Origin of the sequence: Paraburkholderia sp. (assembly GCF_035501035.1) — a bacterium.
GTDB lineage: Bacteria > Pseudomonadota > Gammaproteobacteria > Burkholderiales > Burkholderiaceae > Paraburkholderia.
Genome location: NZ_DATJWR010000386.1, coordinates 1 through 12,855 on the forward strand (window position 1 = coordinate 1; position 12,855 = coordinate 12,855).

Sequence of the window (12,855 nt, forward strand, 5' to 3'; positions counted from 1 at the left end):
GCGGGCGAGTTCGAGAAGATGGCCGACCTGCGCCGCCGCGCGACGAGGGTGCTTGGCAAGCGCACGGCGAAGGACAACATCCGCTTCGACGGCATGGCGCGCGTCGCGCACGTGACCGACGCGACCGACTGGCGCGTGGAATATCCATTCGTCGTCCTCACGCCCGACACCGAAGCCGAGATCGCGGGCCTCATCAAGGCCTGCTTCGAACTCGGCCTCACCGTGATTCCGCGCGGAGGCGGCACGGGCTACACGGGCGGCGCCGTGCCGCTCACGCCGTTCTCGGCCGTCATCAACACCGAAAAGCTCGAGGAGCTCGGACCGGTCGAGATGACCGACCTGCCGGGCGTGAACCGCAAGGTGGCAACGATCTTTTCGGGCGCGGGCGTGGTCACACGCCGCGTGACCGAAGCCGCGGACGCCGCGGGCTTCGTGTTCGCCGTCGACCCGACTTCGCTCGACGCGTCGTGCATCGGCGGCAACGTCGCGATGAACGCGGGCGGCAAGAAGGCCGTGCTGTGGGGCACGGCGCTCGACAATCTCGCCTGGTGGCGCATGGTCGATCCGCAAGGCAACTGGCTCGAAGTCACGCGTCTCGACCACAACATGGGCAAGATTCACGACATCGCGGTCGCGCGCTTCGAGCTGAATTGGTTCGACGGCGAATACGCGCCGGGCGAAAAGCTGCTGCGCACCGAGTCGCTCGACATCGAGGGCAAGCGTTTTCGCAAGGAAGGCCTCGGCAAGGACGTCACCGACAAATTCCTCGCCGGCCTGCCCGGCGTGCAGAAGGAAGGCTGCGACGGGCTCATCACGTCGGCGCGCTGGGTGCTGCACAAGATGCCCGCGCATACGCGCACGGTGTGCCTCGAGTTCTTCGGCCAGGCGCGCGAGGCGATTCCGAGCATCGTCGAAATCAAGGACTACCTGTTCGAGACTTCGAAAGAGGGCGGCGCGATTCTCGCCGGCCTCGAGCACCTCGACGAGCGCTATCTGCGCGCCGTGGGCTACGCGACCAAGAGCAAGCGCAATGCGTTCCCGAAGATGGTGCTGATTGGCGACATCGTCGGCGACGACGCCGATGCCGTGGCCGCCGCCACCTCGGAAGTCGTCCGCATGGCCAACGGCAAGAGCGGCGAGGGCTTCGTCGCGGTGTCCGCCGAGGCGCGCAAGCGCTTCTGGCTCGACCGCAGCCGCACGGCCGCGATCGCGAAGCACACTAACGCGTTCAAGATCAACGAAGACGTCGTGATCCCGCTCAACCGCATGGGCGAGTACACGGACGGCATCGAGCGCATCAATATCGAGCTGTCGATCAAGAACAAGCTGCAGCTCGTCGACGCACTCGAAGCGTTCTTCAAGGAAGGCAAGCTGCCGCTCGGCAAGACCGACGACGCCAACGAAATCCCCTCGGCGGAACTGCTCGAAGACCGCGTGCAGCAGGCGCTCGACCTGCTCAAGCGTGTGCGTGAGCGCTGGACCTTCGTGGGCGAGAAGCTCGACATGCCGCTGCGCGAGGCGCAGCACTACCTCGTGCAGCTCGGCTACGAGGCGCTCGCGGAGAAGTTCGCCGACCGCGTCGACGTGCAGCCCGACGCCACCGTCTTTCACGTGAGCCAGGACCGCACGGTGCGCATCTCGTGGAAGCAGGAGATCCGCGCGGAGCTGCGCCAGATCTTCAACGGCGGGGCGTTTGAGCCGATCCTCGACGAAGCTCAGGCCATCCACAAGAAGGTGCTGCGCGGCCGCGTGTTCGTGGCGCTGCACATGCACGCCGGCGACGGCAACGTGCACACCAACATTCCGGTCAACTCGGACAACTACGAGATGCTGCAGGACGCGCACCACGCGGTCGCGCGCATCATGAAGCTCGCGCGCTCGCTCGACGGCGTGATTTCGGGCGAGCACGGCATCGGCATCACGAAGCTCGAATTCCTCACCGAAGAGGAGATCGCCGAGTTCCGCGCCTACAAACAGCGCGTCGACCCGGAAGGGCGCTTCAACAAGGGCAAGCTGCTCGAAGGCGCGGACCTGCGCAACGCCTATACGCCGTCGTTCGGCCTGATGGGCTACGAGTCGCTGATCATGCAGCAGTCCGATATTGGCGCGATCGCCGAGTCGGTGAAAGACTGCCTGCGCTGCGGCAAGTGCAAGCCCGTGTGCGCGACCCACGTGCCGCGCGCGAACCTGCTCTACAGCCCGCGCAACAAGATTCTCGCGACCTCGCTGCTGGTCGAGGCCTTCCTGTACGAAGAGCAGACGCGCCGCGGCGTGTCGATCAAGCACTGGGACGAGTTCAACGACGTGGCCGACCACTGCACGGTCTGCCACAAGTGCGTGACGCCGTGCCCGGTCAAGATCGACTTTGGCGACGTGACGATGAACATGCGCAACCTGCTGCGCAAGATGGGCAAGAAGAAGTTCAACGCGGGCAATGCGGCGGGCATGTTCTTCCTGAACGCCACCAACCCGCAGACCATCAATCTCGCGCGCACCGCGATGATGGGCGTGGGCTACAAGGCGCAGCGCCTCGGCCACGACCTGCTCAAGAAGGTCGTGAAGAAGCAGACGGCGCTTCCGCCCGCAACCACCGGCAAACCGCCCGTGGTCGAGCAGGTGATCCACTTCGTCAACAAGAAGATGCCGGGCAACCTGCCGAAGAAGACGGCGCGCGCGCTGCTCGATATCGAGGACAACAAGATCGTGCCGATCATCCGCAACCCGAAGTCGACGAACGTCGATTCGGAAGCGGTGTTCTACTTCCCCGGCTGCGGCTCGGAGCGCCTGTTCTCGCAGGTGGGCCTCGCCACCCAGGCGATGCTCTGGGAAGCGGGCGTGCAGACGGTGCTGCCGCCAGGCTACCTGTGCTGCGGCTACCCGCAGCGCGGCTCGGGCCAGTACGACAAGGCCGAGCAGATCGTCACCGACAACCGCGTGCTGTTCCACCGCATGGCGAACACGCTCAACTACCTCGACATCAAGACGGTGGTAGTGTCGTGCGGGACGTGCTACGACCAGCTCGCCGGTTATGAATTCGAGAAGATTTTCCCGGGATGCCGCATCATCGACATCCACGAGTTCCTGCTGGAGAAGGGCATCAAGCTCGATGGCGTGACGGGCACGCGCTACATGTACCACGACCCGTGCCACACGCCGATCAAGACGATGGACCCGGTCAAGCTTGTCAACGAGCTCATGGGCGCCGAGAAGGACGGCTACCGGATCGAGAAGAACGATCGCTGCTGCGGCGAGTCGGGCACGCTGGCCGTGACGCGCCCGGATATTTCCACGCAGGTGCGTTTCCGCAAGGAAGAGGAAATCCGCAAGGGCGCGGCGAAGCTGCGCGGCATTCCGATCACCGGCAATGGCGCGAACGGGGTGCAGCCGGCTACGCAGCAGGAAGCGGGCGGCCAGGGTACGACGCAGGACGTCAAGATTCTGACGAGCTGCCCGTCGTGCCTCCAGGGTCTGTCGCGGTACAACGAGGACGCCAACATCGAGGCCGACTACATCGTGGTGGAAATCGCCCGACACGTGCTTGGCGAAAACTGGATGGCGGACTACGTTCAGAAGGCGAACAATGGCGGAATCGAGCGCGTGCTGGTCTAATGGCAGCGCTCAATTTTCCGTGACACGGGTTCGGGGACGACGATGGCATGCGTATTCTGCAATGAGGAAGGCGGCGACGTGCTGTGGCAGGACGAGCGCATGCGCGTCGTGCTCGCGACTGCCGAGGCCGACTATCCCGGCTTTTGCCGGGTCATCTGGAATGCCCATGTCGCGGAATTCTCGGACCTCGGCGCAGCCGACCGGGAGCATCTGATGCGGGCGGTGTACGCGGTCGAGCGTGCGCTGCGCCGTGTGATGCAGCCATCGAAGGTGAATCTCGCGAGCCTCGGCAACCAGGTGCCGCACGTGCACTGGCACGTGATTCCGCGCTTCACCAACGACGCGCATTTCCCCATGTCGGTCTGGTCGCCGCGCCAGCGCACGGTGTCCGAAGCGATGCTCGGCCAGCGCCGCGCGCAGGCCACGCTGCTGCGCGATGCGGTGCGCCAGGAAATGGAGCAGGCGCAGGCCTGAGCTTGCAATGAGCGGGCAGCGGGCCTCGTCGTGCAAGTGACGCCAGACGGCGAACAGCAGGGATGATCATGAGTGGACTGAAATCGGATACGCCGGTGCCGACCGGCGTCGTGGTGCACGCGCTCTCGCGCGTGCTCGAACTCCAGTATGCGAACGGTGAGAGCTATCGCATCCCCTTCGAGCTGATGCGCGTGTATTCGCCCTCGGCGGAGGTGCGCGGGCACGGCCCCGGCCAGGAAACGCTGCAGACCGGCAAGCGCGAGGTTGCGATCACGGCGCTCGAGGGCGTCGGCAACTATGCGCTGCAGCCCACGTTCTCGGATGGCCACAACACGGGCATCTACTCGTGGGACCAGCTCTACGAGCTGGCCACGCGCCAGGACGAACTCTGGGCCGATTATTTCGCCAGACTGAAGGCGGCGGGCGTCGATCGCGACGCGCCGATGGCGGCGCAGGCGCCTCACGGTGGCGCGGGTGCCGCGCACGGCCACTGCCACTGACGCTTCCTGTTACGATCCTGCCCCGCCGCGGCGCCGTCGCGGCGCACACCAACAGACCCGACCCGGACCCGCTCCGGGTGAGACCCGCGAAAGGACCAGCGCGATGAGCAAAACCCACTTCGGCTATCAGACAGTCGACGAACAGGACAAGGCGAAGAAGGTGGCCGGCGTGTTCCACTCGGTCGCCTCGAACTACGACCTGATGAACGACCTGATGTCGGGCGGGCTGCACCGCGCGTGGAAGGCGTTCACGATCGCCCAGGCGAACGTGCGACCGGGCGCGAAGGTGCTCGACATCGCGGGCGGCACCGGCGACCTTTCGATGGCGTTCGCGAAGAAGGCGGGCCCGACCGGCGAGGTCTGGCACACCGACATCAACGAGTCGATGCTGCGCGTGGGCCGCGACCGGCTGCTCGACCACGGCGTGATCACACCGGCGCTGCTTTGCGACGCGGAGAAGATCCCGTTTCCGGACAACTACTTCGACGTGGTGACCGTGGCTTTCGGGCTGCGCAACATGACGCACAAGGACGCCGCGCTCGGCGAGATGCGCCGCGTGCTCAAGCCGGGCGGCCGGCTGCTCGTGCTCGAATTCTCAAAGGTCTGGGAGCCGCTCAAGAAGGCGTACGACGTCTACTCGTTCAAGGTGCTGCCGTGGCTCGGCGCCCGCTTTGCCCAGGACGCGGACAGCTATCGCTATCTCGCGGAGTCGATCCGCATGCATCCGGACCAGGAAACATTGAAGACGATGATGGAACAAGTCGGCCTCGACGCCGTCAAATATTACAATTTGTCAGCTGGCGTGGTAGCCTTACACGTCGGCACAAAGTATTAGTGTTCTTAACTCGCTGTCTTTAAAGGAATTTCCGCCATGTCTGAGCCCCGCATCAATGCTTCCATAAAGCTTTCATCACCGTGGGCCAGACGAATTGGTGTGCTGGCCCTGGTCGGCGCGATGGTCGCCGGCAGCTTCGCGTCGTTTGATGCGGAGGCCCGCCGTATGGGTGGCGGCCGCAGCATCGGCAAGCAGTCTTCGGTGGCCTCGCAGCGCAGCACTACGCCGCCGCCGTCCCAGCCGAGTCCCACGAACCCCGCGCAGCAGGCAGGCGCCAAGCCCGCTACGCCGGCACCTACGCCCGCACCCGCACCGGCACGCAATCGCTGGCTCGGACCGATCGCGGGCCTCGCCGCTGGCCTCGGCATCGCGGCGCTGCTCTCGCACTTCGGTCTTGGCGAGGCGTTCGCCGGCATGATGGCCAACATGATCGTGATCGCGCTGATCGCTTTCGTCGCCATCTGGCTGATCCGCAAGTTCATGAACCGCCGTCGCGTGGCGGAACCGGCCTACTCGACGGGCGGCGGCTACTCGACGTCGAGCAGCCTGAACCAGGCGGGTGGCTACCAGCCGCAGGAGCCAAGCTACACCGCGCCGCCTGCGGGGAAGTACCTCGCGCCCGAAGCCAATCCGCTCAGCACGCCGAATATCGACACGCAGCCGGTCGCCGCTGGTTCCATCCCCGCGGGCTTCGACACCGAGGCGTTCCTGCGCAACGCGAAGGTCTACTTCGTGCGGCTGCAGGCTGCGTGGGACGCGGGCAACATGGACGACATCCGTGAGTTCACGACGCCCGAAATGTTCGCCGAGATCCGCGTCGACCTCGCGGGCCGCGGCGCGCAGCCGAACCAGACCGACGTCGTGCAGCTCAACGCAGATCTGCTCGGCGTGGAGGAGCGCGCCAGCGAACATCTCGCGAGCGTGCGTTTCTCCGGCCTGATTCGCGAAGGCATGGGCGAGCCGGCCGAGCCGTTCGTCGAAATCTGGAATCTCTCGAAGTCGCGCACTTCCGGCGAAGGCTGGTTGCTCGCGGGCATCCAGCAGGTCGAATCTCACTGAGGCACTCGGGCGCCGAAGCGGGAAAGCCGGCTTGTGTCTAAGCCGGGGCGCTGCGCGATCTGATTGTTATCAAGGCGTGTGGCCAGGCCCAGCCGCCGCGCCGGGTCGGTCGGCGGCGCGATCCGGCGGCTCGAACGCTACAATAGGAACCCGCTCGGGCTTGTGCCCGGGCGGGTTTTCTCTTTCCATGCCGATGACTCTCGCCGCCAAGCCCTTTGCTGCTGCCGTCAATCACCTGCTCGCCCGCGAAACGTGGGCTCGCGATCGCCTCGCTCCCTATGCCGGCAAGACGGCGCGGCTCTCTTGCCCGCCCGTCATGCTCACGCTGCTCGTGCAGCCGGACGGCTATCTGGGCGCCGTCGAGGATTACGATGCAGGCGAAGTCGACGTCACGCTCTCGCTGCCGGCGCCCGCGCTGTCGTCGTTCCTCCAGGGTGGCCAGCCGGCTGTGATGAAGCACGTGAAGATCGAGGGCGACGCCGAATTCGCCCAGATCATCGGCAAGCTCGCCGAGCATCTGCGCTGGGAGCCTGAAGAGGACCTCGCGAAGCTGATCGGCGACGCGCCGGCTTCGCGCGTCGCGTCGCTCGCTCGCGCTGCCAGTGAGCAGGCGCTGCGCACCGGGCGCAACGTGCTCGGCTCGGTGACGGAATATCTGCTCGACGAAAATCCGCAGCTCGTGCGGCGCGCCGAGCTCGACGGCTTCAACGAGGAGCTGTCGCGCGCACGCGATGCGCTTGCGCGCGTGGAAAAGCGCATCGAGCGAATCGAACAAAAAACACAGGCCAAGGGCGCGAGCCAGACCTCTGCGCCGCGCGGCTCGCGCTAGTCAACAGGCCTTCTAGACATGCGTTTTCTGCGTTTCCTCAAGATTTTTTTCACTGTCATCCGATTCGGTCTCGATGAGATGATGTTGAGCCGGATCAACGACCGGCGTGTGCGCCTGCTTCTGCGCATCACCACGATCGGCCGCCGCTTCGACGAGCCGCCCGGCGTGCGGCTGCGCCTCGCGCTGGAGAGCCTCGGTCCGATCTTCGTGAAGTTCGGCCAGGTGCTGTCGACGCGCCGCGACCTGCTGCCACCCGACATCGCCAGCGAGCTCGCGAAGCTGCAGGACCAGGTGCCGCCGTTCGACTCGAACGTCGCGATCGGTTTGATCGAAAAGTCGCTGGGCGCGCCGGTCGACACGCTATTTGACGAATTCGAGCGCGTGCCGGTGGCGAGCGCTTCGATCGCGCAGGTGCACTTCGCCAAGGTGAAATCGGGTCAGCATGCGGGCAAGCCGGTGGCGGTGAAAGTGCTGCGCCCGAACATGCGGCCGGTGATCGATTCCGACCTCGCGCTCCTGCGCGACATCGCCGTATGGGCGGAGCGCCTGTGGGCCGACGGCAAGCGTCTGAAACCGCGCGAGGTGGTCGCGGAGTTCGACAAATACCTGCACGACGAGCTCGACCTCATGCGCGAGGCCGCCAACGGCAGCCAGCTGCGCCGTAACTTCGCGGGGCTCGATCTGCTGCTCGTGCCCGAGATGTACTGGGAGTTCAGCACGCCCAACGTGCTCGTGATGGAGCGCATGGTCGGCGTGCCGATCAGCCAGGTGGACAAGCTGCGCGCGGCGGGCGTCGATATTCCGAAGCTTGCGCGCGAGGGTGTCGAGATCTTCTTCACGCAGGTGTTCCGCGACGGCTTCTTTCACGCCGATATGCACCCCGGCAACATCCAGGTGAGCCTCGATCCGGCGCATTTCGGCCGCTATATCGCGCTCGATTTCGGGATCGTCGGCGCGCTTTCGGACTTCGACAAGAACTACCTCGCGCAGAACTTCCTCGCCTTCTTCAAGCGCGACTATCACCGCGTGGCGACGCTGCACATCGAGTCGGGCTGGGTGCCGCCCCATACGCGCGTGGAAGAACTGGAGAGCGCGATTCGTGCCGTGTGCGAGCCGTATTTCGACCGGGCGCTCAAGGACATCTCGCTAGGCCAGGTGCTGCTGCGCCTGTTCCAGACCTCGCGCCGCTTCAACGTGGAAATCCAGCCGCAGCTCGTGCTGCTGCAAAAGACCATGCTCAACGTGGAGGGCCTCGGGCGCTCGCTCGATCCGGAGCTCGATCTCTGGAAAACGGCGAAACCCTATCTCGAACGCTGGATGACCGAGCAGATCGGCCTGCGCGGCTGGTACGAGCGCTTCAAGATCGAGGCGCCGCAGTGGAGCAAGACGCTGCCGCAGTTGCCACGCCTCGTGCATCAGGCGCTCTTGCACCGGCAGGAGCCGGGCCACCTCGCCAACGACGAGACGATCCGCCAGATGCTTGCCGAGCAGCGGCGCACGAACCGCCTGCTGCAGGGCTTGCTGGTGTTCGGCGTTGCCGTGGGCGTGGGCATGGTGGCGGCTCGCGTGTGGCTTGCGTTTGCCTACGGCGGCTGACTGCGGCGGCTAACTGCGGCGGCTAACTGCGATGGCTGACTGCGGTGAATGACTGCAGTGCCTGGCTGAGCGGGCCCGCGGCCCGACAAGACAAGGAGTGAGACGATGAGCGACCCAAACGTGCCACCGCAACCGGGCGACGCACCCGAGTTCGAAACCCGCGACCCGGCATTGCCCTCGTTCTGGGACGAGCGCTTTGAGCGCGGCTTCACGCCGTGGGATCAGGCGGGCGTGCAGCGCGAATTCGAGGCCTTCGCCGCCGCACACGCCGACGCCGCCGTGCTGATTCCGGGCTGTGGCAACGCGTGGGAGGCGCGCTGGCTGGCCGAACGCGGCCGCACCGTGCGCGCTATCGACTTCGCACCGGCCGCGGTCGCGAACGCGCGCGCAGCGCTCGGGCAGTATTCAGGCGTGGTCGAACAGGCGGACTTCTATACTTACACGCCGCCATTCGCGTCCGGCTGGGTGTTCGAGCGCGCGTTCCTGTGCGCGCTGCCCAAAAAGCTCCGGGCAAGCTACGCGCAGCGCATGGCCGAACTGCTGCAGCCGGGTGCGTTGCTGGCGGGCTATTTCTTCATCGGCGAGACGCCCAAGGGGCCGCCGTTCGCGATCGCGCGCGATGAACTCGATGCGTTGCTCACGCCATTCTTCACGCTCGTGGACGATCAGCCCGTCGTCGATTCGCTGCCGGTGTTCGCCGGGCGCGAGCGCTGGCTCGTGTGGCGCCGCAACGACGCCGCGCCGTCGCGCGCCTGAGCCGCGCTCGGGTCGCTCCAGTCCTCGTCCAGCCCGGTTCCAGGCCGCAACCAGGCCGTATCCAGACCGCGTGATTCACGCTCGCGCGACGCGCTCATCACCGCGCGCGCATGCGCAGACAGGCGCGCGCTCTTGATGCGCGCACAAGCCGCCCGCATTTGCTCTGCGGCGGCCGCAACTTCCTCCGCCCCTCCCTGCAGGACACCCAACTCCGGTAAATGCCAGGGGGGAGCCTGGTTTGCGGCTATAATTCAAGGCTTTGCAAGCAATTATCAGATTTTCTTCAGGATAGAGATCATGCCGATCTACGCTTATCGCTGCGAGTCGTGCGGCTTCGACAAGGACGTGCTGCAAAAGATCAGTGATGCGCCCCTGACGCAGTGCCCGAGCTGCGGCGCGGACGCGTTTCGCAAACAGGTTACCGCTGCCGGGTTTCAGCTGAAGGGGTCAGGTTGGTACGTCACCGATTTCCGCGGCGGCAGTAATGGCAACGGCAACGGCAACGGCGCGAGCGCTGCGGCGACCGGCGCGAAGGACAAGGCGTCCGGCGAGGGTTCGGCGTCGTCCGAGGGCAGCAAGCCGACGGGCGAGGGCGCCTCGAGCGGTTCGAGCGCAGCCGCCCCTGCTGCGAGCGCCGCGACCAGCACGAGCAGCACGGCAGCCTCGACCTGAAAACCTGCGGCGCGATTCCTGCGGATCGCGCTGCGCGATTGCCGCGCCGCGCGCGGCCCGCATGGCGGTGTACATGACGATCAAGAAAGCGACGTTCAAATCGGTGTTCCTGACTGGCCTGCTGGTGCTGGTGCCGCTCGCCATTACGCTTTGGGTGCTCAATCTCGTCATCGGTACGATGGACCAGACGCTGCTTCTGCTGCCCGAGTCGTGGCGGCCGGAGCGCGTGTTCGGCGTGCGCCTGCCGGGCCTCGGCGCCGTGCTCACGCTCGCGTTCATCTTCGTCGTGGGCCTGCTCACGCACAACTTCATCGGGCAGAAGCTCGTGGAGTGGTGGAATGCGCTGGTGCGCCGGATTCCGATCATCGGTCCGCTGTACGGCAGCATCCAGCAGGTTTCCGATACACTGCTTTCGAGCAACGGCAACGCATTTCGCAAGGCACTCCTGATCGAGTACCCGCGCAAGGGCTCGTGGACGATCGCGTTTCTCACCGGCATTCCGGGCGGCGACGTGGTGAACCACCTGAAGGAAGAACACGTGAGCGTGTATGTGCCGACCACGCCGAATCCCACGTCGGGTTTCTTCCTGATGGTGCCGAGGAGCGAGGTGGTCGAGCTCGACATGACGGTCGACGCCGCGCTCAAGTATATTGTCTCGATGGGCGTGGTCGCGCCGGCCACCCATACACGCCGCCCCATCGATCCTCCGCTGTAACACCGGGCGCCGCGCGCATTTGCAAATGCAGCGCGAGGCGTCCCGTTCACTCTATGCATAACGAAAGACGAACATCATGTCGATGAGATCTGAATACTGCGGTCTGGTGACCGAACAGCTGCTGGGCCAAACTGTTTCGCTGTGCGGATGGGTACAGCGCCGCCGTGACCATGGTGGTGTCATCTTCATCGACCTGCGCGATCGCGAGGGCCTCGTTCAGATCGTCTGCGATCCGGACCGCGCGGAGATGTTCAAGGTCGCCGAAGGCGTGCGCAACGAGTTCTGTGTCCAGGTCAAGGGCGTCGTTCGCAATCGTCCGGAAGGCACCGTCAACGCCAACCTCACGAGCGGCAAGATCGAAGTGCTGTGCCATGAACTGAACGTGCTCAACGCATCGGTCACGCCGCCGTTCCAGCTTGACGACGACAACCTCTCGGAAACCACGCGCCTCACGCACCGCGTGCTCGACCTGCGCCGTCCGCAGATGCAGCACAACCTGCGCCTGCGCTACCGCGTGACGATGGCCGTGCGCAAGTATCTCGACTCGCTCGGCTTCATCGACATCGAAACGCCGATGCTCACGAAGAGCACGCCGGAAGGCGCGCGCGACTACCTCGTGCCGTCGCGCGTGAACGCGGGGCAGTTCTTCGCATTGCCGCAGTCGCCGCAGCTCTTCAAGCAGCTATTGATGGTCGCGAACTTCGATCGCTACTACCAGATCGTCAAGTGCTTCCGCGACGAAGACCTGCGTGCGGACCGTCAGCCCGAATTCACGCAGATCGACTGCGAAACCTCGTTCCTCGGCGAGCAGGAAATTCGTGACCTGTTCGAGGACATGGCGCGTCACGTGTTCAAGGAAACGATCGGCGTCGAGCTCGACGCGAAGTTCCCGGTGATGCAGTACTCGGAAGCCATGAGCCGCTTCGGCTCGGACAAGCCGGACCTGCGCGTGAAGCTCGAGTTCACCGAGCTGACCGACGCCTTGAAGGACGTCGACTTCAAGGTGTTCAGCGCACCGGCCAACACGAAGGACGGCCGCGTCGCGGCGCTGCGCGTGCCCAAGGGCGGCGAGCTTTCGCGCGGCGACATCGACGGCTACACCGAATTCGTGCGCATCTACGGCGCGAAGGGTCTCGCGTGGATCAAGGTCAACGAAGTGGCGAAGGGCCGTGACGGCCTGCAAAGCCCGATCGTCAAGAACCTGCACGACGCCGCGATCGCCGCGATCCTCGAGCGCACCGGCGCGCAAGACGGCGACATCATCTTCTTCGCGGCCGACCGCGCGAAGGTCGTGAACGACAGCCTCGGCGCGCTGCGCTTGAAGATCGGCCATTCGGAGTTCGGCAAGGCCAACGGTCTCGTCGAGAAGGGCTGGAAGCCGCTGTGGGTCATCGACTTCCCGATGTTCGAGTACGACGAGGAAGAAAACCGCTACGTGGCCGCGCACCACCCGTTCACGAGCCCGAAGGACGAGCACCTGGAATACCTCGAAACGGATCCGGGCCGCTGCCTCGCGAAGGCTTACGACATGGTGCTGAACGGCTGGGAAATCGGCGGCGGCTCGGTGCGTATCTACCGTGAGGAAGTGCAGAGCAAGGTGTTCCGCGCGCTCAAGATCGGTCCGGAGGAAGCGCGCGCGAAGTTCGGCTTCCTGCTCGACGCGCTGCAGTACGGCGCGCCGCCGCACGGCGGTATTGCGTTCGGTCTCGACCGCATCGTCACGATGATGGCCGGCGCCGATTCGATCCGCGACGTGATCGCGTTCCCGAAGACGCAGCGCGCCCAGTGTCTGCTCACGCAGGCGCCGAGC

General features: G+C 65.3%; 11 protein-coding genes. All 11 read left to right on the plus strand.

What is annotated here, in order from left to right:
* Positions 1–3,609 (plus strand): FAD-binding oxidoreductase (locus tag VMJ11_RS27775; protein ID WP_325623783.1); only part of this gene is annotated, 3,609 nt, incomplete at its 5' end.
* 42 nt (positions 3,610–3,651) lie between these two features.
* Positions 3,652–4,083 carry an HIT family protein gene (locus VMJ11_RS27780; protein WP_325623785.1) on the plus strand — a complete coding sequence of 144 codons (432 nt, stop codon included), beginning with the start codon at positions 3,652–3,654 and terminating at the stop codon, positions 4,081–4,083.
* 68 nt (positions 4,084–4,151) lie between these two features.
* On the plus strand, positions 4,152–4,583 hold the full coding sequence (locus VMJ11_RS27785) for a DUF971 domain-containing protein (protein ID WP_325623786.1): 432 nt from the start codon (positions 4,152–4,154) through the stop codon (positions 4,581–4,583).
* Positions 4,584–4,686: 103 nt separating this feature from the next.
* Positions 4,687–5,418 (plus strand): bifunctional demethylmenaquinone methyltransferase/2-methoxy-6-polyprenyl-1,4-benzoquinol methylase UbiE, encoded by a 732-nt coding sequence (gene ubiE, locus VMJ11_RS27790; protein ID WP_325623787.1) that lies wholly within the window; start codon positions 4,687–4,689, stop codon positions 5,416–5,418.
* A 36-nt stretch (positions 5,419–5,454) separates the two neighbouring features.
* A complete protein-coding gene (locus VMJ11_RS27795) occupies positions 5,455–6,477 on the plus strand; it encodes a Tim44-like domain-containing protein (RefSeq protein WP_325623789.1) in 1,023 nt (340 codons plus the stop codon).
* Positions 6,478–6,670: 193 nt separating this feature from the next.
* Positions 6,671–7,306 (plus strand): ubiquinone biosynthesis accessory factor UbiJ, encoded by a 636-nt coding sequence (locus tag VMJ11_RS27800; RefSeq protein WP_325623800.1) that lies wholly within the window; start codon positions 6,671–6,673, stop codon positions 7,304–7,306.
* Positions 7,307–7,324: 18 nt separating this feature from the next.
* The gene (gene ubiB, locus VMJ11_RS27805) at positions 7,325–8,902 is read left to right on the plus strand and encodes a ubiquinone biosynthesis regulatory protein kinase UbiB (protein WP_325623791.1); all 1,578 of its coding nucleotides are present in this window, start codon (positions 7,325–7,327) and stop codon (positions 8,900–8,902) included.
* A 105-nt stretch (positions 8,903–9,007) separates the two neighbouring features.
* Complete coding sequence (locus tag VMJ11_RS27810; RefSeq protein WP_325623792.1) at positions 9,008–9,658, plus strand: methyltransferase domain-containing protein; 651 nt, start codon at positions 9,008–9,010, stop codon at positions 9,656–9,658.
* Positions 9,659–9,955: 297 nt separating this feature from the next.
* Positions 9,956–10,330, plus strand: coding sequence for an FmdB family zinc ribbon protein (locus VMJ11_RS27815; protein WP_325623794.1), 375 nt, complete (start codon positions 9,956–9,958; stop codon positions 10,328–10,330).
* Between the two features lie 73 nt (positions 10,331–10,403).
* Entirely contained in the window at positions 10,404–11,045 is a 642-nt protein-coding gene (locus VMJ11_RS27820; protein ID WP_325623796.1) for a DUF502 domain-containing protein, read from the plus strand.
* Positions 11,046–11,121: 76 nt separating this feature from the next.
* Positions 11,122–12,855, plus strand: a 1,734-nt coding sequence (gene aspS / locus VMJ11_RS27825; protein WP_325623798.1) for an aspartate--tRNA ligase, incomplete at its 3' end; no start/stop codon positions are given.